We start from the raw sequence: 24,156 nt of genomic DNA, 5'->3' as shown, positions 1-24,156 counted from the left end.
ACATACAAAGGATGCTGATAAGTGGCTGAGAATGAAAACATTGCAAGACAAGCTGAGCTCTTGGCGGGCGAGTTATTTGCAGAGTTTTTCTGGGAGCGGGTGGGTCCGACGAATCATGATTGGCCATGCGAGGCTCCAGAAGAGCACGGCGTAGCGACACATCCGTGCGATGTTGTGTATTACTATGATGAGCCCTACTCGGCTCAACGCACCTACGTTCACTGCGATCTCAAAAGCTACGCTAAAGGCTCAATCAAATCGCTCGCTATAAAATCAGCACTAATAAGTCTTGGAAAGCAAGTTTCTTGTGCGGATAAAAGCTCAGCCTGGCAGGAAAAGCATGCCCATGACGATGTTACGTATTCCATCTGCGGGTTACTATTTGTATATAACCATGACGGGCAATACGACTCAGACTTCAACACTTCACTTACTTTTGTTGCAAACGAGAGCTTACAACTTCCTCGCGGGAAAAAAGTATTTGTACTGGGCCCTAAGGAAATCTTCTGGCTTGATAACATAAGCAGTGAAATTCAACGCATGCGGGGTAAGCGAATCGCGGAATTACCAAGTGCCGAGCATTGCTCGTACTACCACCCGCAACTGGTTCGCAAGGCAAATCTTCAAATAAAAAAAGCAAAGAGCGCAACTCTCGAAACTTTAACTTCGCCCATAATAATCCTAGAAGCTCGCGACCCCAAAGGAAGCGCGCAACGAAAAATTATTGTTTTCTACTCTCGAGCGGGTGAGACAACTGCTGAATTCACATACTTGATTGACATAATACGCAAGTACGAATTACTGGATGAGAGGACCAAAGTTATCATAAAAACATTAAACGCCTCTGCCAACTCATCACCCACCTTTCAAAAGTCTCAGCAGCAATATATTGAAGGCCTAGCTGGAACTAGTACAGACCTGAGTGAATATGTACTTGCTATAAAGTACGAACCGATTAGCGAAATCAAGACAACGTATTCATCCATCGACTTGGGTACCTGGTCATGAACGATTATCTGGACCACATTAGCGCCAATGACAACGACATTTACGACTTACTGATCTCTGGCAAACAACGAATTACCGCCTCCATTCTAAGAGAACTGCTACGTGATCGAGGTATTTTTTGCTCATCTAAAGATGATAGAGAAGATATTTGCGACTATATATCAATGATCCCACATGGCTTCCATGACATTGAAGCAATTGTAGATAAACGGGAACCGGGTATCCGGCGGGAAAAGACCACTAGCATCCAGTTTGATTCTGAAATTGCGATAGATGATATAAGAGCTGCCGTTGAAAACTACATGAAAGATATTGGCCCGAATGAGGAGGTAAAGCACCGAATCAGCAAGGACGGCGGCTATACCATGAAAGTAGAGTATGACGAATTTAATCACAACAGGACCAAGCTTCTTCAACGTGAGCGCAATGAAGCAAAAATTGATTTTTTAGTTGAAAGTGGGCGGACAGTAGTCCGACTTCCCGCCAGCGATAAAGCCAAGCGAGTAGTTGATGCTATCAAGGAATGTGTTGAGCAACGCCGAAAGGCACCACTGAATCAGCAAAAAGTGGAGCTTGCGGGGCTATCGACACCCGAACTACGCTCCAAGTTTTTCACATCCTTAATATCGAAACTTCCGGGTTTTAAACTTCGTAACGTCATGAACCTAAAGGTTTCATCTCTACGCAGGAGTGAAGAGGATGACGACAATTTAGGTATTGATATGGAGGAAAGTGAAGCTGGCATGGAAATGTTCGCGGTTGTCCATAGCATGGCACTCAGCGGTCAGAACCTAGTGCAATCTAAAGAATACAAAGAACTGAGCCAGCGTGGATTCTATATAACACACATATCTTGGAAGTCCGAGCAAATTCAAAACCCGCCGAATATAGTTAGATTCGAGGCAGGGTTTGAAGATAGACAGAACTGCATTGGTTTTCGGTATGGCGTACAGGGCGAGTTTAAATACCACAAAGGAGCACATCGAAAAACAATGACTGCTGTCGAGGCAGCTGACCGGGCTCGATATTTTTCGCTAATAGAACAAACCGCATTAGAACTGAAGAGCGAGCTGCTATCTCAGGCCGAGGGATAACCACATGCGCTACAAATGGTTAAATGTCGAATGGCCGGCCCATATCGATCAGCTTGCTTTACGTATGAAATCTCTCGATTTCAGCAGCAACCAGCATCATGGCTTTGTTATAGACAAGATCCGAGACGAGTTAATTGAGGCCAGGTATATTGAGAAGATCAGTTTCACTGACACTGTAACTGACCCCTTTGGAAACGAAACAAAATTTGATCGCATTGAATATCGAGAATCCGCATTTAGGATTACGAACGCATTCCCTACTCTTGAGCTGATAAATGCCCCCCGCAGCTTGCAGGCATTGCTCAATAGACTCTCTGAAATTACTGATTTTGAAGTCAGCATTGAGCAGCTACGTGTCGACGTGCTTTCATGGGCAGAAGAGCTGATTAAAGCAATAAACGGCACAGGTAGTTTTGACTCTATGCAAATTTCCAAATTGGAACTAGGAAAAAAAACGTTCGCCAAAATCTTGGTTACTGGCGAGCAAGACATCAAACAATTATCCGCCGAGCTTATTAGTGGCCGACGGCATGTAGTAGAAAAAATCAGGATCCGCTTACATCACCCGCTCAAAGGCTCAATAATTCTTACTAACACCGGATCAGCAACAGTCAATATGGACGACTTGGAAGAGAATACAGTTCGAGTTATAAGAGCCTCACTTGCCATTGCACTTTAAAATATAAAAATATTGACTATAAAAACGGGGACAGATTTATTTTCTCTGATCAGCTGTTCCCTGATACGAGAGTGGGTACAAACCACAGTTTAAACCGCCCCCGAAACCACTAGAACACCAACTCGATCAGTCCCCAAAAGGGACTGATCGTTCCCACTTTGGGACTGATTAAGCCAACCCTGTAATCAACCCACCTGAACACCACAGTAGAAAACCCTTTGCGGCTTTCCATCCTACGCAGCGACAGGCATTGGCACATCCGTAGGGTGGGTTAGCGCCGCCAACACCGCCCGAAAGCCACCCGCAACAGTGGCGCGGCGCGTAACCCACCAGCCCTTAAAGCGTGTTGCACCGATGGTGGGTTACGCCGCAGGCCGAGTGGGGTGATGCCTGGCAATCGCCAGATGCGGCTAACCCACCCTACGAAGGCGGCTTGCAACAGGTTATTGAGCATTACCCAAACAAGAAACCGCGCACTGCGCGGTTTTTGCTTTGTTGCCTATCAGCGGCCAATCAGCCCACATCTCCCCCTCAACCATTCTGCCTTTCCACAAACGCAGTAAACGCCTGCAGCGGCAGCGGCTTGCTGAATAGATAGCCCTGAAACTGCATACAGCCGTTGCTTAGCAAAAACTGCTGTTGCGCGTGGGTTTCCACGCCTTCGGCTATCACCGTCATGCCCATGCTTTGCGCCAGGGCGATTACGGTGCGCACGATGGCTTGGCTGTTGCCGTCGGTAAGCAGGTCGCTGACAAAGGAGCGGTCGATTTTCAGGGTGTTGAGGGGCAGGCGTTTGAGGTGGCTGAGGGAGGAGAAGCCGGTGCCGAAGTCGTCCAGGGAGAAGCGCACGCCGCGCTCGACCAGTACGGCCATTTTGCGCATCAGGTCGTCGATGTCGTGGACGATCAGGGTTTCGGTGAGTTCCAGTTCGAGGCGGCGTGCGTCGATGCCGTAGGTTTCGATCAGGCCGAGCATGTCGGTGACGAAGCTGGCCTGGCGAAACTGCTTCTGGCTGATATTCACCGCCAGGCTGATGTCGCGGTACAGCGGGTCGTCCTTCCAAGCGCGCAGTTGGGTGAAAGCCTGCTCCAGCACCCATTGGCCAATCGGGATAATCAGCCCGGTTTTCTCGGCATGGCCGATAAACTCGGCGGGCGGCACCAGCCCGCGTTGCGGGTGTTGCCAGCGGATCAGCACTTCAGCGCCGGTGACTGTGCCGCTGCTGTTCAGTTGCGCCTGGTAGTGCAACACAAACTGTTGTTCACGCAGCGCGGCATGCAGGTCGCGGTCGAGCATCGAGCGTTCGGCGGCGTCGCTTTGCAGAATATGCAGCAGGGCAAAAAGCATCAGCATGGCCGCCACGCTCTGCACCCAGGAGCCGGCCATGCGTACGTCATCCGGCAGGTGGTAGGCGCTGGTTGGGCTCCAGGATGAGGAGGCCAGCACGGTAAACAAACCTAGGCAGAACAGTGCAACGCCGTAGCGCAGCCACAGGCGTTCATCGCGAAAGGCCATCAACGCCGCCACGGCAATCGGCAGCAGATACAGGTGGGTCGCGCGCGGCGCGGCGGCGGTGTGCGGGTCCATCAACAAGGTGGTGCCGACGATCACCAGGATGATCACGCCGAACAGCAGCAGATTGGCCAGGCGCACGCGGTTGCGCAGGGTGAGGATAAATACGCCTAGGCCGCAGAGGATCATCAGCAGGTCCATCATCACGATGCCCCACTCGCCGCGCAGGCTGAAGAAGATGCCCCAGAGGCTGCCGACCAGCAGCAATACGAGGCTGGCAAGCATGCGCATGCGCCGTTCGCGGCGCTGCCCGATCAGCGCCAGATCGGGCGAATGCCAGAGTTTGATGACCTGCTTGAGAAAGGCGGAGAGGACGGTCATGAAAAGTCCCTGAGTGACCAATTGCAGCGCCAAGGAGGTCGCCCGGGGGCACGCCAACGCAGCGGTTTATCGATAAGCCGAGTTGAGTGTAGACGGCGCAACAGGGGCGTTCTGCGCGATTGCGCGCGGCGCTGGCCGGGCTTATTCGTCGCTGTGTTTGTCCTGCGAACTGCCGCGCCCCACCAGGCGATTGCGGCCCAGTTCCTTGCCGCGATACAGGCGCTGATCGGCGCAGCGGTACAGCTGTTCGGCGGTGCTGCCGTCGACRGGCCATTCGGCCAGGCCGAAGGTGGCCGACAGGGCAATCTCCTCATCACCGTAACGCATCGGCTGGCTGCACAGCTGCGCGCGCAGGCTTTCCACCAGCGGTTCGGCGCCCTGGCCATCGGTGTTGCGCAGCAGCAGGCCAAACTCTTCGCCCCCCAGGCGGCCAAGGGTGTCGGTGGCGCGCAGGCGTTGGCTAAGGCTGTTGCAGATATAGCGCAGGGCCTGGTCGCCGGCATCGTGGCCGTACTGGTCATTTACCGCCTTGAAATAGTCGACATCCAGCACCACCAGCACCAGCTTGGCCTGGCTGCGCTGCGCCTCGCGGATGCTCTGTTCCAAGCTCTGCTGGAAGCTGCCACGGCTGGCCACGCCGGTCAGCGCGTCGGTGCGCGCCATATGCTGCAACTGCTGGTAGGCCGTGGCGCGGCGGGCTTCGTAGAGGTAGACGAAGACCAGGATCATCACCCCGCAGAACACCGCGTTACCCAGATCGATCAGGCTTTCGGCATCCAGCTGGATCGGGTAGGTGTAGAGGTACAGCAGGCAGGCGCCGATCACGAAGGGCAGCGACAGCAGGCTGCCGCGCTTGCGCCCCAGCAGCAGGTAGGACAGCACGGGGATGCTGTAGACCCAGACAAAAGCGGTTTTCGAGGCATTGGGAATAACGATGATGTACAGCAGAAAGCTGAAGGTCGGCAGCAGGTAGAGGTAGATCCAGGGCAGCAGGTTGCGCGCCCTGACAACGCGCCAGGCGCCCCACAGCAGCACGCCGGTGGCCAGCAGTTCAAAGCTGGCAAACAGGTAGTTGCCGGCCATAAATTGCAGCACGCAGAACACCCCGAGGGTCAGCCCGGTGGTGGCAAAGATCATGCGGATCAACGAGCGCTGGCCGACATCCTGCAAGTCGTCGACGGCAGCACTGTTGTCATTGCCCGGTTTGGTTCGCGGTCGAAAAAACATGGCCCGGCGCTGCATAGATGGCGGTTTGATGGCTCACTGTGCCTCAACTGCCAGGGCCTTGACCAGCCAGGCAGCGCGCAAGCCGCCGACCACGGGCGGTTGACTTGCCCGCCACAGCCCTTAAAGTGCTGCCCCATGCACAAGCACATCTGCCCAATTTCCGCGTTCTATTACGCCCTGCCCCCTCTCACCAGGCGGTAGATGCGTTGTTGCATGTCCGATCCGCCTGAGGCGGCCCGGATAGCACTCCCTCACTCCAGTCTCCTCAGGCCTTTGCCTTAACCAGGAGACACTTATGCCCAGCAACACCCTTGATCTGCTCGACCAGCTTGATGCCCGTGGTTTTATCCACCAGAGCACCGACCTCGATGGCCTGCGCCTGGCGCTAAGCCAGGGCCCGATCACCTTCTACCTCGGTTTCGATGCCACGGCGGACAGCCTGCACGTCGGCCATTTGCAGGCGCTGATGCTGATGCGCCACCTGCAACGCGCCGGGCATAAACCGATCCTGCTGATCGGCGGCGCCACCACGCGCATCGGCGACCCGAGCTTCCGTGATAGCAGCCGGCCCGTGCTGACGGAAGCGCAGATCCAGCACAACATCGCCGGGATTACCGGCTGCTTTGCCCGCTACATCCAGCTGGGCGACGGCCCCAGCGACGGCCTGGTGGTGGACAACGCCGACTGGCTGGACGGCATCGGCTACCTGCAGTTTCTCGATCAGGTCGGCCGGCACTTTTCGATCAACCGCCTGCTGACCTTCGACGCCGTGCGCAACCGCCTGGAGCGTGAGCATTCGCTGAGCTTTCAGGAATTCGGCTACACCCTGCTGCAGGCCCATGACTTCACCGAGCTGGCGCGCCGGCACAACTGCACCCTGCAACTGGGCGGTGCCGACCAGTGGGCGAATATCATCAATGGCGTGGAGCTGGGCCGGCGTCAGGGTTGCCAGCCGTTGTTCGGCCTGACCATGCCACTGCTGACCACCCGCGACGGGCGCAAGATGGGCAAATCGGCCAGCGGCGCGGTGTGGCTGAATGGCGACAAGCTTTCGCCGTACGACTTCTGGCAGTTCTGGCGCAATTGCGATGACGCCGATGTGGGGCGCTTTCTCGCCCTGTTTAGCGAACTGCCGCTGGATGAAGTGGCGCGTTTGAGCGCCCTTGCCGGCGCCGAGCTGAACCAGGCGAAAATTATCCTGGCCAACGCCGCCACCGCCCTGGCCCACGGCGAACAGGCCGCCCGCGACGCCGCAGCCACCGCCCTGGCGCTGTTTAGCGCACAGCAAACGGATGCTGAGTTGCCGCAGCTAAGCGTCAGCGCCGAAGATCTGGCTGGCGGTTTAAGCCTGACCGACCTGCTGCTGCGCCATGATCTGCAGCCCTCACGCAGCGCCGTACGCCGCCTGGCGAGCGGCGGCGGGTTGCTGCTGGATGGCGAACGCCAGAACAACCCGGACCAGCCGCTGCAAGCCTGGCAGTTGGGCCGACGGCTAAGCCTGGGCAAGAAGCGCCATTACCTGTTGCAGGCGCAGTAACTGGGTTTATCGCGGGCATGGAACTAGGCGTCCCCCGCTCCTACGAGGTAGCTACGTTCGTGGGAGGGGCTGGGCGGCATTCCGCTTTAGCCGCGATAACAGAGGTTACAAGCTCGCCGCTAAAGCGCCTCCCACAGACTGTGCCCGACGGGCTTAGCTGTTGTAGCGGGCCATGCCCGCGATGCTTTTATCAAGCGTATGCCGGCGGCGTGCATAGCGCCCGCCGGTTGCCCCCTGCGCGCAGCGCCACCCATAATCGGCCGCACCTGATTCTGGATGCGCAGCCACCATGGCCATTGCCCGCGACGACCTCGACCAACACGGCCTGATCATCGGCGTTTCGCCCGAGCGCTTCCGCGCCGTGGCCATGCCGCTGCTGTTCGACCATCTGAATGCACAGTGCGAGGGCACCATCGCGGTCAACCGCCAGGCGCGCATCGTCTGGATCAACGACAAGTACGCCGAGAAGGTCGGCATCAGCGACCCGCGCAGTGTGCTCGGCAAGGAGATCGAAGAAGTGCTGCCGGCCAGTCGCCTGCGCGAGGTGGTGGAAAGCGGCCAGCCGAGCATGCTCGACCTGATGGCCTTCGGCAGCGAGCATTTCGTGGTCACCCGTATCCCGTTGCGCGACGAAGACGGCACCCTGGTCGGCGCGCTGGGCTTTGTACTGTTCGACCGCGCTCGCCACCTAAAGCCGCTGATGGCCAAGTTCAACACCCTGCAAAGCCAATTGGTCGCCACCCAGCACGAACTGGCCAAGGCGCGCCGCGCGCGTTACACCATCGCCGGGTTTATCGGCGCCAGCAGCGCAGCCAGCGAAGTCAAACGCCAGGCCCGCCGCGCCGCGCAGCTGGACGCCACGGTGCTGCTGCGCGGCGAAACCGGCACCGGCAAGGAGCTGCTGGCCCAGGGCATCCACAACCTGTCGCCACGGGCCAACGGGCCGTTTGTCGCGGTCAACGTGGCGGCCATTCCGGAAACCCTGGTCGAGGCCGAACTGTTCGGCACCGCGCCCGGCGCCTTTACCGGCGCGGATCGCAAAGCGCGGATCGGCAAGTTCGAGGTGGCCAACGGCGGCACCCTGTTTCTCGATGAAATCGGCGACCTGCCGCTGCCGCTACAGGCCAAACTGCTGCGCGTCTTGCAGGAGCAGGAGGTTGAGCCGCTGGGCTCCAATCAGGTCAAACCGCTGAATGTGCGAGTGATTGCAGCGACGCATATCGACCTGGAAGCCAAGGTGGCTGCCGGGCAGTTTCGCGATGACCTCTACTACCGCCTTAACGTCCTAGCCTTGCGCGTACCGCCGCTGCGCGAGCGCCGCGAAGACATTCCGGCGCTGCTGGAACACCTGCTCGACGACATCGCCAATCGCTCCACCCAGGCCCCGCTGGAAGTCAGCGACGAGGCCCTCGCCCTGCTCAGCGCGCAGCCCTGGCGTGGCAATGTGCGCGAGCTGCGCAACCTGCTGGAACGCGCGCAATTGGACGTCGATGGGCGTCTGGATGCGCAGACTGTGCGGGCGTTGTTGGTTGATCCGGTGACGCCCGCAGCACACAGCCCTGCGCCGCAGCCAGCGGCCACAGTCACGCAAACATTGGCTGAACAGCTGGCGCAAGCCGAGCGCCAGGCGCTGATCGATGCCCTGCACGCCACGACCGGCAACCGCCAACAGGCTGCGGAACGCTTAGGCATCTCCCGCGCGGGGCTGTATGCCAAATTGGCGCTGCATGGGTTGGGTAAGCACGATTGAGCCAGTCGCGCGCCCTCCTAACGCGAACGCAATTCCCTGTAGGAGCGGGCAAAGCCAGCCGTGCGTGTGCTGTGGGAGGCGCTGGGCGGCATTCCGCTTTAGCGGCGAGTTTTTAACCGCTGTTGTCGCGGCTAAAGCCCCTCCCACGATCCATGCTCGCGTCAGAGTTGTAGCCCGGATGTAATCCGGGAAGTACCGCACAACCGAGCATTCCCCGGATTTCATCCGGGCTACGGAATATACGAACGCTCCTACAGGTGTAAAAAATCCAAAATTCTGGACTTAAAACCAACTCACCCGTCCAGTTATATGGACAAATTCCAAAAATAAAGACAAGCCCTCCTCCCCCAGCAACCCCGCCGTATCCCCTAAAAACCCACGCAACCCATCAAGCACAAGCCTTCCAGCCACCTAGACCAAAGTCGTAACCCCGTCTGGCACAGCTTTCGCTCTAGTCTGCTTAACGCTTTGCCTCGCTGCCTGACTTAACGAGCAAGCTCATCAGCGTCGCCATAGAGCGGTGCTTAAAACAACAACAAAAGGAACCAGCCATGGGTACCCTCGGTATTCTGATTTCCCTCGCATTGTTGATGTACCTCGCCTACCGCGGCATCAACGTGCTGATTCTCGCCCCGCTGCTCGCGCTGCTGGCCTTGCTGTTTGCCGGCGATATCGGCCTGCTGCTGCCCACCTACACCCAAGTGTTTATGAAGGCCATGGGCGGCTATGTAATTCAATTTTTCCCACTGTTTCTGCTCGGTGCGCTGTTCGGCAAGTTGATGGACGACTCGGGATCGGCCCGCGCCATCGCCCATGGCATCGTTGCCAAGGTCGGCAGCGAGCGGGCGATTCTGGCCATTGTGCTGGCGTGCGGCATCCTCACCTACGGCGGCGTTTCGCTGTTTGTCGTGGCCTTTGCGGTGTACCCGATTGGCGCTGCGTTGTTCCGTGAAGCGGGCATTCCCAAGCGGCTGATCCCCGGCGCCATCGCCCTCGGCTCGTTCACCTTCACCATGACCGCCCTGCCCGGCACTCCAGCGATTCAGAACGCCATCCCCAACCCATTCTTCGGCACCGACGCCTTTGCCGCGCCAGGCCTGGGAGTAATTGCCGGGCTGATCATGTTCGGCCTCGGCACCTGGTGGCTTACCGCGCAGTCGCGCAAGCTGATGACCGCCGGTGAAGGCTACGGCGAGCACCGCGACGAGCCGGTGGCCGACAAATCGGTCGTCGAGGACAACCGCACGATCCCCGGCTTCTGGCTGGCCCTGCTGCCGATCTTTGTGGTGATCGGCCTGAACTTCCTGATGGCCAAGCAGATTCTGCCGAGCATCGACACCAGCTACCTGGCCAAGCCGGAGTTCGGCGGCCTGCAGGACGCCAAGTCGCTGATCGGCATATGGTCGATCATCGTCGCCCTGAGCGCGGCCATCCTGCTGTTGATCGCCATGCACTGGAAGCGCTGGATGGACCTGAAGAAGAGCGTCAACGACGGCGCATTCGGCTCCATGCTGCCCATCCTAAACACCGCCGCCGAAGTGGGTTACGGCACGGTGATCGCCTCCCTGGCCGGCTTTGTGATCATTCGCGACCTGGTGCTCGGCGTCTCCGATAACCCGCTGATCTCCGAAGCTGTAGCGGTGAATATCCTCGCCGGCATCACCGGTTCGGCGTCTGGCGGTATGTCGATTGCGCTGAAGACCCTCGGCGAGCAGTACCTGACCCTGGCCAACGCCGCTGGCATCAGCCCCGAGCTGCTACACCGCGTCGCCGCCATGGCCTCCGGCTGCATGGACACCCTGCCGCACAACGGCGCGGTGATCTCGCTGCTGGCGATCTGCAAACTGACCCACCGCGAGTCGTACAAATTTATCTTCGTCAACACCGTGGCTTTCCCGATGGTGGCGCTGGTTGTCGTCATTACTCTGGGCACCATGTTTGGCAGCTTCTGATCCCAATACACGTAGGAGCTGCCCATGGCTGCGATGGGTTTCGCGGGCATGGCCCGCTCCTACGGCCGAGATCCCCTTTCGCTTTTCGAGTACCCGCTATGAGCAAGATCATGACCGCCGCCGCCGCTGTGGCGCGCATCCCGGATAACGCCAACCTGGCCACCGGCGGCTTTGTCGGCATCGGTTTCGCCGAGGAAGTTGCCATCGCCCTGGAGCAGCGCTTTCTTGCTGAACAAGCGCCACGCGGCCTAACTCTGGTGTATGCCGCCGGCCAAGGCGATGGCAAAGGCCGTGGCCTTAATCACCTGGCCCATGAGGGCCTGGTGCGGCGGGTGATCGGCGGCCACTGGGGCCTGGTGCCGGGGCTGCAAAAGCTCGCGGTGGATAACCGTATCGAGGCCTACAACCTGCCACAGGGGGTGATCTCCCAGCTGTTTCGCGATATCGCCGCCGGCAAGCCGGGACAGCTGTCGCGGGTAGGCTTGGGCACCTATGTCGACCCGCGCCACGGCGGCGGCAAGCTCAATGCGTGTACCACCACCGAGCTGGTGCGGCTGATGCCGATCGACGGAGAGGACTACCTGTTCTACCCGACCTTCCCGATTGACGTGGCGGTGGTGCGCGCCACCAGTGCCGACCCGGACGGCAACCTGAGTTTCGAGCGTGAGGCGCTGACCATCGAGAGCCTGGCCATCGCCATGGCCGCGCGCAACTCGGGCGGGCTGGTGATCGCCCAAGTCGAGCGCATTGTCGAACGCGGTTCGCTAAATGCCCGCGAGGTGAAGATCCCTGGGATTCTGGTGGACTGCGTGGTGCTGGCCGAGCCGGCCAATCACCAGCAAACCTTCGCCACCGCCTACAACCCGGCCTTCGCTGGCGAAACCCGGGTGCCGATGGACAGCCTGAAAGCCATGCCGCTGGATGTGCGCAAACTGATCGCCCGCCGCGCGGCGCTGGAGMTGAAAGCCGGTGCGGTGGTCAACCTCGGTATCGGCATGCCCGAAGGTGTGGCCGGGGTAGCCGCCGAAGAAGGGGTGATCGAGCGCCTGACCCTGACCGCCGAACCCGGGGTGATCGGCGGCATCCCCGCCTCGGGGCTGGATTTTGGCGCAGCGAGCAACCACAGCGCGCTGCTCGACCAGCCTTATCAGTTCGATTTCTACGACGGCGGCGGCCTGGATATCGCCTTTCTCGGCCTGGCCCAGGCCGATGCGGCGGGCAACCTCAACGTGTCCAAATTCGGCTCACGCCTGGCCGGGGCCGGCGGCTTTATCAATATCAGCCAGAACGCCAAGCAGGTGGTGTTTCTCGGCACCTTCAGCGCCGGGCCGCAGGATATCCGCATCGAGGATGGCCAGCTGCGCATCATTAAGGACGGCGAGCTGCGCAAGTTCGTCGCCGAGGTGGAACACCGCACCTTCGCCGGCCACCAAGCTGCCGAGCGCGGCCAGCCGGTGCTCTACGTCACCGAACGCTGCGTGCTGCGCCTGACCCTGGAGGGCCTGGAGCTGATCGAAGTAGCACCAGGCGTGGATATCCAGCGCGACATCCTCGACCGCATGGACTTCACCCCCATCGTGCGCGCACCGCAGCTGATGGATGCGCGGCTGTTTCTGCAGCCACCCATTGGCCTGTGCGAGCAGCTAAACGCTGACTAAAGCTTGAGTGTGAATTTACGGGCCCGATGGGCCCGTTTTTTATGGCGAGGCCTGAATTGGCTTTGGCCGACATGCTCAGTTCTTGTAGGAGCGGGGGGGACGCCTAGTCCTTGCCCGCGAATCAACGTGAATAATCAAAATCGCGGCCAAGGCCGCTCCTACAGGTTTCGCTGAGCCCATCAGGACGTAGCACCACCATGAGCAGCCGAAGTAAGTGCCAATGGAGAAAATAAACAGCCATTTCCACCCTAGGTTTTTTCGCCCAATTTATGCCGCGCCGCATACAAACACACCAATTCCATCGCCACCGTGGCGCCAGCCAGGGCAGTGAGTTCGGCGTGATCGTAGGGTGGCGAGACTTCCACCACATCCATGCCCACCAGGTTGATACCGCGCAGGGCACGCAGAATCTCCAGCGCCTGGTGCGTACTCAGGCCGCCGCACACCAGCGTGCCCGTGCCAGGGGCAAAGGCCGGGTCGAGGCAGTCGATGTCGAAGGTCAGGTACACCGGGTTATCACCGACTCGCTCGCGGATTTGCGCGGCGATCTGCTCCGGCGTGCTGCGGTGCACCTGGCGCGCATCCAGCACCTGAAAACCCATTACGTCGTCATTGGTGGTGCGCAGGCCGATCTGCACCGAGCGTGACGGATCGACCAGGCCCTCGCGGGCGGCGTGATAGAACATGGTGCCGTGGCTGACGCCCTGCTCGCTGGCGTCGCTGTCCGGCCAGGTGTCGCTATGCGCATCGAAGTGCACCAGCGACAGCGCGCCGTACTTGCGCGCATGGGCCTTGAGCAGCGGGTAGCTGATGAAGTGGTCGCCGCCCAGGGTGAGCATGGCGCAACCGGCCTGAACGATATGCTCGGCATGCGCTTCGATGGCCGCCGGAATCTTGTGCGGCAGGGCGTGATCGAAATTGCAGTCGCCGTAATCGATCACTGCCAGGTGGTCGAAGGGGTCGAACTCCCAGGGGTAATGCCGCTCCCAGGCACTGGTGATCGAGGCCGCGCGAATCGCTCGCGGGCCGAAACGTGTGCCGGGCCGGTTGGTGGTGGCGGTGTCGAATGGCACCCCACTGACCACCAGATCCACGCCCTGCAGGTCGCGGCTGTAACGCCGGCGCATAAAGCTGGTGACGCCAGCATAGGTCGGTTCGGAGAAGGTGCCGTAGAGGCTGTCGCGGGTAAATGCCAGGTCGTTGCCGTTAAATTCTTCCATTGCCTTGTACTCAATACTGACTGCGGAAAGTGGTCCAGATGCGCGTACGTTCGCGCTGTTGGCGCAGCGGCATCAGTTGTTCGGCGAACAGCCGCGCGCGCACCGCTTCACCGGGGTAGATATCGGCATCGCCGGTAATCGCCGGGTCAACCAGCTCAGTGGCCGCATGGTTGGCGTTGGCGAAGAACACGCTGTTGGTTAGCTCGGCGATGGCCTCGGGGCGCAGCATGTAATCAATAAAGGCGTGGGCGGCCTTGGGGTGCGGCGCGTCGGCAGGAATCGCCATGGTGTCGAACCACAGCAAAGTGCCCTCACGTGGGATGCGGTACTGCACCTCGAACGGCTGCTTGGCCTCGGCCGCGTTGGCAGCTGCCATATAGGCGTCGCCGTTATAGGTCAGCGCCAGGCAGATTTCGCCCTTGGCCAGGTCATTGATATGCCGTCCGGCACCGACGTAGCGCAGGTTCGGTTGCAGCTGGGTGAGCAGCTGCGCCACCGCATCGAGGTCGGCGCGTTCGCTGCTGTAAGGGTCTTTACCCAGGTAGTTGAGGACGATGCTGATCACTTCCTGCGGCGAGTCGATTACCGCGATGCCGCAATCCTTGAGCTTGCTGGCGTACTCGGGTTTGAACAGCAAATCCAGGCTATTCAGCGGTACACCGGGCAAGCGCTGCTCCAGCGCCTGGCGGTTAAAACCCACGCCGACCGTGCCCCAGGTGTACGGCAGGCCGTACTGGTTGCCGGGGTCGGTACTGGCAAGTTTGCCCAGCAGCTCACTATCAAGATTGTCGAGATTTTGCAGCTGCGTGCGATCCAGCGGCTGCACGGCCTTGGCCTGAATCGCTCGCGCCAGCCCGCTGGAGGCTGGGAAGACGACGTCATAACCGCTGCCGCCAGTCAGCAGCTTGCTGTCCAGGGCTTCGGCGCTGTCGAAGATGTCGTATTTGACCTTGATCCCTGTCTCGGCCTGAAAGCGCTGTAGCGCTTGCTCCGGTACATAAGCGGACCAGCTGTAGAGATTCAGGGCCTTCTCCTCGGCCTGCGCAGCAAATGCGCAACACAGCAGCAACAGTGGAATGACCGGGCGCATGGCGAACTACCTCATCGGTTTTTATCGGGCAAGGGCATCCTGCGCCGCCATTTGCGTTGTAAAAATATGAAGTGGCGCACGCTGACATTGCTATCAATCAATGTTTAACCGCGTGAACCCATCCGCTACATCAGCAGCCTACTAGTCTTGCTAGACCACCGCGGAGAACACCCCCATGACTGAGCTGCATGTCGAAGAACACTTCTGGCTTGATGCCGACCAAGACAAGCGTGACGTTGAAGGGCTATGCGCCGCCTTGCAGCAGCGCGCGCAAAGCGGCGAGGCCATGCGCGGCTTTCAGCTCAAGTACGCCAAGCTGGCTGGCGTCGATCTGGTCAACCACCACCAGCGCACCGGCTACGACCTGCGCGATACCGACCTGTACCGTGCCGACCTGCAGAAAGCCCACCTGTTTGGCCTCGACCTGCGCGGCAGCTCGCTGATGAAAGCCGATATGCGCGGCGCCAACCTGCATTGCTGCGACCTGCGCGACTGCAACCTGCTCGGCGTGCAACTCGACGGCGCGCGACTGGACAACGTGATCTGGGATCGGCGCCTGCGCCAGGAGCGCCAGGGCAGCGCGCACCAGCGCCTTGGCGACTACGACGCCGCTAAACGCTGCTTTGAAGAGGCCGAGGAAACCTATCGCAACCTGCGCCTGCACCTGGAGAAAGCCGGGCTGTTCGAACAAGCCGGCATGTTTTTCCACCGCGAAATGGTTATGCGCCGCCTGCAACTGCCGCGCTATGGCGGCAGGCGCCTGCTGTCCTGGCTGGTCGACCTGTTCAGCGGCTACGGCGAAAAGCCGCTCAACGTTGTGCTGTTCTCCATCGCGCTGATCGTTTTCTGCGGCCTGCTGTACTTTCTGGTCGGCGTACAACATGCCGGGCAATCCCTGGGCCTGGCCCTGGAACGCGGCTGGCTGGCCAATCTGGATGACCTCGGCGACTGCCTCTACTTCAGCGTGGTGACCTTCACCACCCTCGGCTACGGCGATATCACACCACACGGCCTGGCCCGCCCGCTTGCCGCCTTCGAGGCCTTCGCCGGCAGCTTTACCATGGCACTGTTTGTCGTGGTGTTTGTGAAAAAGATGACCCGCTAGCGTGCGGCACGGCGAGTTGCATTGAAGAAAAGCCAAGTGATCTACTCGCGCATCTATAACCAACAATGTTTGGAGCCGGCATGCTCAGCCAGTTGCGTGACCTTGACCTGCAGTTGCTGCGCCTGTTTGTCACCGTGGTGGAGTGCGGCGGCTTTAGCGCTGCTCAGGGTGAACTGGGGATTGGCCAGTCGACCATCAGCACGCAGATGGCCAAGCTGGAAACGCGGCTGGGCTTTCGCCTGTGCGAGCGCGGCAAGGGCGGTTTTCGCCTGACGCCCAAGGGCGAGCAGGTGTTGAGCGCCACGCGCAAACTGTTCAGTGCCATCGACACCTTCAAGGACGAAGCCCAGGGCATGGCCGATAAGCTTTTGGGCGAGCTACGAATTGGCCTCTCCGAAGGGCTGGCGGCTAACGTGCTGGAACAGGTAGCCGACGCCATCGGCCGCTTTCGCGGGCGCAATCAGGCGGTGCAGATCGAGCTGCTCACGGCCATGCCGGCTGAACTGGAACGGCGCCTGTTGCAGGACCAACTGCACCTGGCTATCGGCTACTTCTCCGGCAACCAGGCCGCGCTGGATTATCAGCCGCTGTTTCGCGAACGCCAGGTGCTGTTCTGCGCGGCAAGTCATCCATTGTTCAAGCACGCACACATCAGCCTGGCCGACCTGCAACAGGCCGACCGGGTGCATCACCCCTACCGTTTCGTGCAAGCCCGCGAGCCCTTTCAGAGTGCAGCCAGCACAGCGCAAACCGAGCAGGTGGACGGCACCCTGGCGTTTATCCTCTCCGGCCGGCATATCGGTTATTTGCCCGAACATATCGCCGCGCCCTGGCTCGCCAGCGGCCGTTTGCGCGCACTGCAGGCCGATGCGTTGAGTTTCGAGGTGCAGTTTCACCTGGCCAGCCATCGAGGCCAGCACCCCAGTGATGCCCAGCAGGCGTTTAGCGAAGATTTGCTGCAGGCCTTTGCGACGGCTGATAGATAAAGCGCCAGGCGACAGCCATGTCGCCTGGCGCGGGACTGCTTAGCGCATCTGCGGCGGATCAGGGGGCCGCTGCCAGTGCGCAGTCAGTTGGTCGATAGCGGCGATGGTGTGGATGATTTCCGCGTGGATGCTGGCGTCGTGCCGCTCAGCCTCAAGCGCATCAGGCTCGGCCTCAAGCTGTAGCTGCGGATCAAACAACCCAGCGGTGACGGGCTGCAACAGGTTCATGGCTCTCTCCTTGCCGCTTAAAAACGGCGTGACGGGGTCAGGAGGCAGTGCAATGAAGGGGCGAACGCCCTAAAGGTGGTTGTTATTGGCCAGTTCAGCATTGCCCGGTTTGATGACCAGGGCATGACAGTGCGCCGCCGTTTTACAGTCTACCGCCCGCGGCGCAGGGTCAAGCCGCACCGCCGGACGGTCAGCCGCGTGTGGCGAGCAAGGGCGGCATCGGGCAATCGAGGATATCTGCCACGGCGCGCATCAGCTCGGCCTCGGCGGGGTTGATCTGGCCGTCATGTTCGATGCAGCGCGCCATGGCCTTGAGCAGCTGCGGTTTCTGCAACGGCCAGAGCAGGCTCAGGCGACGTAGCGCAGGTTCCAGTGCCGCCAAGCCACTGGCGCTGGCCGGCAGCAGTTGCTCAAGCGGGAACGCCAGCTCGCTGCCAGCATGCTGGAAAGCCAGCTGCGCGGCCGGCTCATCCACCCCGCCGGCACGGGCCAGCAGCGACAGCACCACGCGAGTCTCAGCGGCCAGCTCCTGCAGCTGGTAGCGGCTGGTCTGCGCACGCGCGCCTTCGACATTGCGCTCGACAATCCGCAGCAGCGTCCATTCCAGCAGCGCGACCCGGCCGTCGGCACGAATCAGCAGAGCCAGATTGGCCTTGAGCGCAGCGAACTGATCGGCCGCCAATTGCTTGAGGGCCGGCATGGCCAGATCCAGCAACGACAAGCGCATTCCAGGCGCCAGCTGGCGCAGCGGCTCACGCAACTGCTCAAGCTGCGTGGCAACCTCGGCGGCGATACGCGGCTGCAACAGCTGTAATTGCTGCACAGCTTGCGTCTCGACAGGGTCGAGCAGCAGGCCGTAAAGCAATGCCTGGGCGCCACTGCAGCTGTGCGCCGCCTCACTCAGGGCCAGATCCAGCTGCGCCAGGCTGCTGCGCGCGGCCAGCAGGTGCGCTGCCTGTGGGTCGCCAATGGCGCCAATCGCCTCACTCGCCGCGGCGGCGCTCAGGCCGGGGACAAAGGCACTCAGGTCATACAGATTCACGGTCGAATCGCTGGCTGCCGCCACCGGCGTTGCCGCGCTAAGCTCCGCCACATGAGGATAACGACCGTCCCAACTTGGCGTGATGCGGCGGATGCGCTGATCTAGCGGTGGATGGGTCGCCAGCATGCCTTCCAGGGCCTGGCTGATGCCGGCGGCAAAATACATATGGCTGAACTCGGCAGCATGCCCGGCCTGCAGTTGTGAGCCATACAGATTGCCGCCGATCTTCTTCAAGGCCCCGGCGATGCTGTCTGGATTGCGGGTGTACTGCACCGCCGAAGCATCGGCGAGAAACTCGCGCTGGCGGCTTACGGCGGCCTTGATCAGGTTGCCGAAAAAGGTCCCGGCATAGCCCAGCACCCACAGCGTGACCCCAATGGCGAGCACGATCGCCACCGAGTTGTTACGGCTGGAGCGGCCACTGCGCCCGCTGCTGCGCAACAGAAAACCGCCTATCAGGCCCAGCAGCAGAATGCCGTGCAGCACCGACACCAGGCGCGTGTTGAGGCGCATATCGCCGTGGAAGATATGGCTGAATTCATGGGCGATCACGCCCTGCAATTCATCACGACTGAGCTGACAGATCGCCCCACGGGTAATCCCGATCACCGCATCCTGCGGCGTCAGGCCGGCAGCAAAGGCGTTGATCCCGGCATCATCGAGCACATACACCGGCGGCACCGAGGTGCCCGAGGCCAGGGCCATTTCCTCCACCACATTGAGCAGCCGACGCTCTTCAAGGTTCTGTGGCGACAGGTTGATCAAACGTCCGCCCAGGCGCTCGGCAATCGCCTGGCCACCACGGCTCAGCTGCAGCTGCTTGTATAGACTGCCCAGCAGCACCACACCGATCACCACCAGCGCCACACAACCCACCAGTGGCCAACTAGGCAGAACGCTGTTTGGCGCGTCACTGGCCAACCACAGCGAGGAGTGACTTTGGCCAAAGAGCTGCCAGACCAACCCAAGCACCAGACTGGTCAGAGTGATCAGGCTAAGCACCGCCAGCGCCATCAGAATCAGCAGACGCCCGCTGTTACGCCGGGCGCGATCCTGTTGCTCGAAGAAATTCATCGTGCCGGGCCCTTAACTCAGAACGACACCTTCGGTGCTTCCTGGATCGCCGCGCTGTCGGCGAACTCCAGCAGGCTGGCGTCCTGGGCATGGCCAAAGCTGGCGGCCAGCAATACTGGCGGGAACGCCTGCTTGTAGGTGTTGTAGGCCATCACTGCATCGTTGAAGGCCTGACGGGCGAAGGCCACCTTGTTCTCGGTGCTGCTCAGCTCTTCACTGAGCTGCTGCATATTCGCCGAGGCCTTGAGGTCGGGGTAAGCCTCAAGCGTGACATTCAGGCGGCCCAGGGCGCTGTTCAGCAGCCCTTCCGCGCCGCCCAGTTGCGCCATGCTCTGCGCGTTACCCGGCTGCGCCGCTGCGGCCTTGAGCCCGGTTACCGCGTTATTGCGCGCGGCAATCACCGCCTCCAAAGTTTCCCGTTCATGGGCCATATAGCCCTTGGCGGTTTCCACCAGATTTGGGATCAGGTCATAGCGACGCTTGAGCTGCACCTCGATCTGCGCAAAAGCGTTCTGAAAGCGGTTACGCAAGGTCACCAGCTGGTTGTAGATGCCAATCACGTAAAAGATCAGCGCGGCAACAACCGCCAGGAAAATCAGCGTGGAGATGGACATGGGGAAATCCTTATCGCATGCGGGAGAGAAGCAGATGGTAGCGGAAAAGCGCTAAAGGAAATGCTCACCGGCGCACTCTGCGCGGCACGCCTGAAGGTGCGCCGACAGCAAAGCCAACTTATGCCGCGCCATATCGGCTGGCTATGGCGAAGAAAATCCTTGGCAAAATAGACCGACCGGTCTATATATTTAGCCCATGAAAAAGACCTCAACCCGCGACAAACTGATTCACGCCATGGCCGACGCCCTGCAACGCAAGGGGCTGCACGGCGTTGGTCTGAGTGAACTGCTGGAAATTGCCGGCGCGCCCAAGGGCAGCCTCTATCACCACTTCCCTGGCGGCAAAAGCGAGCTGGCGGTGGCGGCTATCGAGCATATCAGCCGGCATATCGACGGCCTGTTCAGCCAGCTTTTTGCTCAGCAAACCGACCCGCTCAAGGCGCTGCACAACTGGTTGCAAGGCGCGCTGCAGCAGTTGGAGAGCAGCCAGTTCGAGCGTGGCTGCCCGCTGGCCACCATCGCCCTGGAAAGCGGCCCGGAAGATCTGGAGATTCGCGCCGCTCTGCAGCGCAGTTTTACCGCCGTGCGTCAGGCATTGAGTGCGCAACTGCATGCCTACGGCTACCCCAGCGAACAGGCGGATAACCTCGCCGCACTGTTTGTCGCGCTGTATGAAGGCGGGCTGCTGCAAGCCCGCGTGGCCGGCAGCAGCGAACCGCTCAAGCGCGCCGCCACTGCCCTGTTCAACCTGACCCGCGAACAGTTTCCGGGAGGAGTCCGCCCATGAATACCCCAGCCATTCTTAGCGAAAGCGTGCAGCTGCCGGCACTCGACGGTTATCCGCTGACCGCCACGCTTTATCACGCCCCGGAGCCGGTGGCGCAGCTGGTGATTGCCGGCGCCACCGGCGTGCCCCAGGGTTTCTACCGACGCTTTGCCGAGTACGCAGCGCAGCGCGGCTACAGCACCCTGACTCTCGATTACCGTGGTATCGGTCAATCGAAACCGGCCAGTCTGCGCGGCTTTGCCATGGATTATCTGGACTGGGCGCACCTCGACCTGGCGGCCGCCGTCGACCAGCACCGTCATCCGCAGCGGCCGCTGTATATGGTCGGTCACTCCTTTGGCGGGCATGCCTTCGGTCTGCTGCCGAACCATGATCAGGTCCAGGGTTTCTACACCTTTGGCACCGGGGCCGGCTGGCACGGCTGGATGCCCAAGGCCGAGCAGCTGCGCGTGCTGACCATGTGGCGGCTGATCGGTCCACTGCTGACCCGTTACAAGGGCTACCTGGCCTGGAGCAAGCTGGGCATGGGCGAGGATTTGCCGCTGGGCGTGTACAAACAGTGGAAGCGCTGGTGCGGCTACCCGCGCTACTTCTTCGAAGACCCGCAGATGCCCGATCTCGCCAAACGCTTTGCTCAGGTCAGCACGCCAATCATTGCCGCCAACGCCCTGGACGACCTGTGGGCCCCGCCCGCCTCGCGCGACGCCTTTATGGCCGCTTACAGCGCAGCGCCCTATCAGGCGCGCACCATCGACTCAGCCGCCAGCATCGGTGCCATCGGCCATATGGGCTACTTCCGTCCGGCGGCGCAGTCGCTGTGGGATGAAACGCTGAACTGGTTCGCCGAGTTGCAGGCGCAGCGCCAGGCCGCCTGAATATCCCAGAGCAAAGGAGGTTTCGCTGATGAACATGATCCCCGCAGGCTTTAGCCCGCTATTCAGAAGCAGCCCTTTCCTTGATCTGCTCGGGCCGATCTACAACCAGCGCAGCGATAAAGGCCTGGTGATTGGCCTGCACGTCGAGGAGAAACACTGCAATGCGCGCGGCCTGGTGCATGGCGGCGTACTCAGCAGCCTGGCGGATGTCGCCCTGGGCTATAACAGCGCCTTCGCCCAGGAGCCACCGACGCCGATAGTCACCAGCAGCCTGAGCATCGACTACGCCGGCACCGCCAAACTCGGCGACTGGATCAGCATCGAAAGCGATGTGCAGAAGGTCGGTAAAAGCCTGGCGTTTGCTAATTGCTACTTTGTCGTCGAGTCGGTGCGGATTGCTCGGGCGAGCGCGGTATTTAGCGTGATCACGCGATAGCTTCGGTAGGGCGAGAAGAGTGGCAGCAATGGATGGCGGGCCACAAAAACGTCGGGAGCGTTTTTGCGCGCAAGCCCCGGAGGGGTGAAGCGCATGGATGCGCTGAGCACAAAAAAGAAAACCCCGCATTGCGGGGTCTTTGCAGACTGTTTGCTGACATCCTTGATCTGCTTGCCATCCTGGCAGCTGTCCCACGTATCCCTGTTGCTAAAGTGCGCTTCCTGCGCGACGTCCATGGGTGGCAGATTAGTCGCCGGCCGGTTCCCGGCATAGTGGCGATCTGCAGCACGCTGTGTAAGCCATAGCTTACACAGCACCTTTCCCAGCAAAACCGAGCAAACGCTTGGCTTTATTTTGTGACGCAGGTCTTGTTAGACTCGATCTTGTCTTACAAAAACAACAGACCCCGTCAACGGCGGTCATTGGGGCCACACATGCGCTCATTGTTTCTTGCCATCGGCTGCCTGGCAGCCAGCATCAGCCTACCCACCCTGGCCAACGGGCAGAACCAGCTTTCCGATCCCAAAGCCGCCGTGCAACTGTTCTGGAGCCAGCTTTATGGCCAGGGCGGCAGCACGCTGTACTGCGGTAAAGAGTTCACCGAAGAAAGCGGCCAACTCAAGGCCAGCGCGATCTACAGCAGCAAACAGCTGAAAAGCGCGCTGCGCTGCGTCACCGACCGCCAGTGCGGAATTATGAACCCGCGCTACGTCTATATGGCCTCCGACCTGCACAACCTCTACCCAGCGCTAACCCGTGTCGAGTTGGTGCGGCGCAATGCGCAGTTCGGTGATCTGGATGACAGCGTGCCGAGCAAGTTCGCCGACATCGGCTGCGACATGAAAACCAGCTTCCAGCTAGTGGAACCGCGCGATGAAGCCAAAGGCAATGTGGCGCGGGCGATCTTCTATATGCATGTCGAGTACGACCTGCCCATCGTCGGCCAGGTGCAGATGTACAAGAAGTGGCACCAGATGGACCCGCCGGATGCCGAGGAAAAAGCACGCAACGACAAAGTCGCCGGCCTGCAAGGCACCCGCAACCGTTTTATCGACAATCCCGAACTGGTCGAGCAGCAGATCAACAACTGATCGGTTTTAGCGGCGCGGCTTGTGCGATGAACGCAGCTTGTAGCGATCGCCCGGATGGATCAGCCGGGCGTAGCTGATCAGATGCTCATCCGACCAGGTTCGGCGGATCACACTCAGGCACGGCGCGGCCACTTCGATAGCCAGCCAGGCGGCCACCTGCTGATCGACCAGCACCGCCTCGACCACATGCTCGACATCGGAAATCGGGCAGCTGCTAACCAGCACCTCGTTGGGCGTCTGCCGAGAGAAATCACTGTCCAGGTAATGCGGCACCCAACGCGGGTTGACGAAGCGATCTTCCAGCTGGATCGGCACACCATCCTCGCGGTGCACCAGAATGCTGTGAAACACCTCGGCCCCCAGACGCAGGCCCAGACGCAGCGCCACCTCATCATCTGCCGCCAGCGCTTCACAGCGAATAATGTCGTTGCTGTAGGCATGCCCACGGCCGCGCACTTCATTGGCGATATTCAGCACTTCATGCAGCGATGACTCGGCCTTGCGGTCGGTGACGAAGGTGCCCAGCCCGGCCTGGCGCTGCAGGTAACCCTTCTGCACCAGATCGCGGATAGCCTTGTTAGCGGTCATCCGGCTGACCCCAAAATCCCGCGCCAGCTGCTCTTCCGCCGGGATCTGATGATTGACCGGGTAAGCGCCGCTGTGGATGCGCTCCAGCAGGAACGCTTCAATCGCCTTGTAGCGCGGGGTTGTACTGCTCACAGCGGCTCCTTGGGGTGGTCCCGATGCGCGGATAATAGCGCGTCAACACGCTGCAACGTAGGGTGGGCAACGCTGTGCCTGCCCACCGTT

21 protein-coding genes are annotated in these 24,156 nt (G+C 60.3%); 13 read left to right on the top strand and 8 right to left on the bottom strand.

The window, feature by feature from the left end:
* Nucleotides 1-21 precede the first annotated feature (21 nt).
* Genes P3C18_RS13515 through P3C18_RS13505 form a run of 3 tightly spaced genes read left to right on the top strand, consistent with a single transcriptional unit; the run spans nucleotide 22 to nucleotide 2,781 of the window.
* Complete coding sequence (locus P3C18_RS13515) at nucleotides 22-1,008, top strand: hypothetical protein (RefSeq protein ID WP_275962366.1); 987 nt, start codon at nucleotides 22-24, stop codon at nucleotides 1,006-1,008.
* Nucleotides 1,005-2,102 carry a hypothetical protein gene (locus P3C18_RS13510; RefSeq protein WP_275962365.1) on the top strand — a complete coding sequence of 366 codons (1,098 nt, stop codon included), beginning with the start codon at nucleotides 1,005-1,007 and terminating at the stop codon, nucleotides 2,100-2,102. The genes P3C18_RS13515 and P3C18_RS13510 overlap by 4 nt, the downstream gene beginning before the upstream one ends.
* A 4-nt stretch (nucleotides 2,103-2,106) precedes the next feature.
* A complete protein-coding gene (locus P3C18_RS13505) occupies nucleotides 2,107-2,781 on the top strand; it encodes a hypothetical protein (protein ID WP_275962364.1) in 675 nt (224 codons plus the stop codon).
* A gap of 531 nt (nucleotides 2,782-3,312) precedes the next feature.
* On the opposite strand, the gene P3C18_RS13500 is transcribed toward P3C18_RS13505, so the two are convergent.
* Entirely contained in the window at nucleotides 3,313-4,674 is a 1,362-nt protein-coding gene (locus tag P3C18_RS13500; protein WP_275962363.1) for an EAL domain-containing protein, read from the bottom strand.
* 141 nt (nucleotides 4,675-4,815) lie between these two features.
* Complete coding sequence (locus tag P3C18_RS13495; RefSeq protein WP_275962362.1) at nucleotides 4,816-5,901, bottom strand: GGDEF domain-containing protein; 1,086 nt, start codon at nucleotides 5,899-5,901, stop codon at nucleotides 4,816-4,818.
* A gap of 295 nt (nucleotides 5,902-6,196) precedes the next feature.
* Between P3C18_RS13495 and tyrS the strand changes: the two genes are divergently transcribed.
* From tyrS to P3C18_RS13475, 4 genes are all read left to right on the top strand, one after another.
* Nucleotides 6,197-7,438 carry a tyrosine--tRNA ligase gene (tyrS, locus tag P3C18_RS13490; RefSeq protein WP_275962361.1) on the top strand — a complete coding sequence of 414 codons (1,242 nt, stop codon included), beginning with the start codon at nucleotides 6,197-6,199 and terminating at the stop codon, nucleotides 7,436-7,438.
* A 289-nt stretch (nucleotides 7,439-7,727) separates the two neighbouring features.
* The gene (locus P3C18_RS13485) at nucleotides 7,728-9,188 is read left to right on the top strand and encodes a sigma 54-interacting transcriptional regulator (protein ID WP_275962360.1); all 1,461 of its coding nucleotides are present in this window, start codon (nucleotides 7,728-7,730) and stop codon (nucleotides 9,186-9,188) included.
* A gap of 551 nt (nucleotides 9,189-9,739) precedes the next feature.
* Nucleotides 9,740-11,140 carry a GntP family permease gene (locus P3C18_RS13480; protein WP_275962359.1) on the top strand — a complete coding sequence of 467 codons (1,401 nt, stop codon included), beginning with the start codon at nucleotides 9,740-9,742 and terminating at the stop codon, nucleotides 11,138-11,140.
* A 98-nt stretch (nucleotides 11,141-11,238) separates the two neighbouring features.
* Nucleotides 11,239-12,798 (top strand): acyl CoA:acetate/3-ketoacid CoA transferase, encoded by a 1,560-nt coding sequence (locus P3C18_RS13475; RefSeq protein ID WP_275962358.1) that lies wholly within the window; start codon nucleotides 11,239-11,241, stop codon nucleotides 12,796-12,798.
* Nucleotides 12,799-13,046: 248 nt separating this feature from the next.
* Here P3C18_RS13475 and speB read toward each other — a convergent pair whose 3' ends face one another.
* Together speB and P3C18_RS13465 are read right to left on the bottom strand one after the other, a co-directional pair.
* Nucleotides 13,047-14,018 (bottom strand): agmatinase, encoded by a 972-nt coding sequence (gene speB, locus P3C18_RS13470; RefSeq protein ID WP_275962357.1) that lies wholly within the window; start codon nucleotides 14,016-14,018, stop codon nucleotides 13,047-13,049.
* A 10-nt stretch (nucleotides 14,019-14,028) separates the two neighbouring features.
* Nucleotides 14,029-15,108 carry a polyamine ABC transporter substrate-binding protein gene (locus tag P3C18_RS13465; protein WP_275962356.1) on the bottom strand — a complete coding sequence of 360 codons (1,080 nt, stop codon included), beginning with the start codon at nucleotides 15,106-15,108 and terminating at the stop codon, nucleotides 14,029-14,031.
* Nucleotides 15,109-15,283: 175 nt separating this feature from the next.
* Here P3C18_RS13465 and P3C18_RS13460 point away from each other — a divergent pair, with 175 nt between their 5' ends.
* Entirely contained in the window at nucleotides 15,284-16,213 is a 930-nt protein-coding gene (locus tag P3C18_RS13460; RefSeq protein ID WP_275962355.1) for an ion channel, read from the top strand.
* Between the two features lie 80 nt (nucleotides 16,214-16,293).
* On the top strand, nucleotides 16,294-17,199 hold the full coding sequence (locus P3C18_RS13455; protein ID WP_275962354.1) for a LysR family transcriptional regulator: 906 nt from the start codon (nucleotides 16,294-16,296) through the stop codon (nucleotides 17,197-17,199).
* Between the two features lie 39 nt (nucleotides 17,200-17,238).
* Here the strand turns inward: P3C18_RS13455 and P3C18_RS13450 are convergent, their stop codons facing one another.
* The 3 genes from P3C18_RS13450 to P3C18_RS13440 form a co-directional block, all read right to left on the bottom strand.
* Nucleotides 17,239-17,427, bottom strand: coding sequence for a hypothetical protein (locus tag P3C18_RS13450; protein ID WP_275962353.1), 189 nt, complete (start codon nucleotides 17,425-17,427; stop codon nucleotides 17,239-17,241).
* A 190-nt stretch (nucleotides 17,428-17,617) separates the two neighbouring features.
* The gene (locus P3C18_RS13445; protein ID WP_275962352.1) at nucleotides 17,618-19,543 is read right to left on the bottom strand and encodes a M48 family metallopeptidase; all 1,926 of its coding nucleotides are present in this window, start codon (nucleotides 19,541-19,543) and stop codon (nucleotides 17,618-17,620) included.
* 17 nt (nucleotides 19,544-19,560) lie between these two features.
* Nucleotides 19,561-20,157 (bottom strand): LemA family protein, encoded by a 597-nt coding sequence (locus tag P3C18_RS13440; protein ID WP_160014708.1) that lies wholly within the window; start codon nucleotides 20,155-20,157, stop codon nucleotides 19,561-19,563.
* A 196-nt stretch (nucleotides 20,158-20,353) separates the two neighbouring features.
* On the opposite strand from P3C18_RS13440, the gene P3C18_RS13435 reads away from it, so the two are divergent.
* From P3C18_RS13435 to P3C18_RS13420, 4 genes are all read left to right on the top strand, one after another.
* Nucleotides 20,354-20,944, top strand: coding sequence for a TetR/AcrR family transcriptional regulator (locus P3C18_RS13435; RefSeq protein ID WP_275962351.1), 591 nt, complete (start codon nucleotides 20,354-20,356; stop codon nucleotides 20,942-20,944).
* Nucleotides 20,941-21,819 (top strand): alpha/beta fold hydrolase, encoded by an 879-nt coding sequence (locus P3C18_RS13430; protein ID WP_275962350.1) that lies wholly within the window; start codon nucleotides 20,941-20,943, stop codon nucleotides 21,817-21,819. The genes P3C18_RS13435 and P3C18_RS13430 overlap by 4 nt, the downstream gene beginning before the upstream one ends.
* 28 nt (nucleotides 21,820-21,847) lie before the next feature.
* Nucleotides 21,848-22,255: a PaaI family thioesterase gene (locus P3C18_RS13425; RefSeq protein WP_275962349.1), complete on the top strand. Its 408-nt coding sequence runs from the start codon at nucleotides 21,848-21,850 to the stop codon at nucleotides 22,253-22,255.
* Nucleotides 22,256-22,689: 434 nt separating this feature from the next.
* Nucleotides 22,690-23,346 (top strand): endonuclease, encoded by a 657-nt coding sequence (locus tag P3C18_RS13420; RefSeq protein WP_275962348.1) that lies wholly within the window; start codon nucleotides 22,690-22,692, stop codon nucleotides 23,344-23,346.
* Nucleotides 23,347-23,352: 6 nt separating this feature from the next.
* Here the strand turns inward: P3C18_RS13420 and hutC are convergent, their stop codons facing one another.
* Complete coding sequence (gene hutC / locus P3C18_RS13415; protein ID WP_275962347.1) at nucleotides 23,353-24,066, bottom strand: histidine utilization repressor; 714 nt, start codon at nucleotides 24,064-24,066, stop codon at nucleotides 23,353-23,355.
* Between the last annotated feature and the right edge of the window lie 90 nt (nucleotides 24,067-24,156).

The organism is Pseudomonas sp. 1928-m (genome assembly GCF_029269135.1).
Taxonomy (GTDB): Bacteria; Pseudomonadota; Gammaproteobacteria; order Pseudomonadales; family Pseudomonadaceae; genus Aquipseudomonas.
Note: the sequence above shows the minus strand (reverse complement) of the source record. Positions and strands in the feature narration are given on the sequence as shown.

Coding starts and splice junctions, on each gene's coding strand:
- P3C18_RS13480 (WP_275962359.1), top strand. CDS start 9,740: ATGGGTACCCTCGGTATTCTGATTTCCCTCGCATTGTTGATGTACCTC.
- P3C18_RS13430 (WP_275962350.1), top strand. CDS start 20,941: ATGAATACCCCAGCCATTCTTAGCGAAAGCGTGCAGCTGCCGGCACTC.
- P3C18_RS13485 (WP_275962360.1), top strand. CDS start 7,728: ATGGCCATTGCCCGCGACGACCTCGACCAACACGGCCTGATCATCGGC.
- speB (WP_275962357.1), bottom strand. CDS start 14,018: ATGGAAGAATTTAACGGCAACGACCTGGCATTTACCCGCGACAGCCTC.
- P3C18_RS13435 (WP_275962351.1), top strand. CDS start 20,354: ATGAAAAAGACCTCAACCCGCGACAAACTGATTCACGCCATGGCCGAC.
- P3C18_RS13450 (WP_275962353.1), bottom strand. CDS start 17,427: ATGAACCTGTTGCAGCCCGTCACCGCTGGGTTGTTTGATCCGCAGCTA.
- tyrS (WP_275962361.1), top strand. CDS start 6,197: ATGCCCAGCAACACCCTTGATCTGCTCGACCAGCTTGATGCCCGTGGT.
- P3C18_RS13455 (WP_275962354.1), top strand. CDS start 16,294: ATGCTCAGCCAGTTGCGTGACCTTGACCTGCAGTTGCTGCGCCTGTTT.
- P3C18_RS13460 (WP_275962355.1), top strand. CDS start 15,284: ATGACTGAGCTGCATGTCGAAGAACACTTCTGGCTTGATGCCGACCAA.
- P3C18_RS13465 (WP_275962356.1), bottom strand. CDS start 15,108: ATGCGCCCGGTCATTCCACTGTTGCTGCTGTGTTGCGCATTTGCTGCG.
- P3C18_RS13500 (WP_275962363.1), bottom strand. CDS start 4,674: ATGACCGTCCTCTCCGCCTTTCTCAAGCAGGTCATCAAACTCTGGCAT.
- P3C18_RS13420 (WP_275962348.1), top strand. CDS start 22,690: ATGCGCTCATTGTTTCTTGCCATCGGCTGCCTGGCAGCCAGCATCAGC.
- P3C18_RS13425 (WP_275962349.1), top strand. CDS start 21,848: ATGAACATGATCCCCGCAGGCTTTAGCCCGCTATTCAGAAGCAGCCCT.
- P3C18_RS13505 (WP_275962364.1), top strand. CDS start 2,107: ATGCGCTACAAATGGTTAAATGTCGAATGGCCGGCCCATATCGATCAG.
- P3C18_RS13510 (WP_275962365.1), top strand. CDS start 1,005: ATGAACGATTATCTGGACCACATTAGCGCCAATGACAACGACATTTAC.
- P3C18_RS13440 (WP_160014708.1), bottom strand. CDS start 20,157: ATGTCCATCTCCACGCTGATTTTCCTGGCGGTTGTTGCCGCGCTGATC.
- P3C18_RS13445 (WP_275962352.1), bottom strand. CDS start 19,543: ATGAATTTCTTCGAGCAACAGGATCGCGCCCGGCGTAACAGCGGGCGT.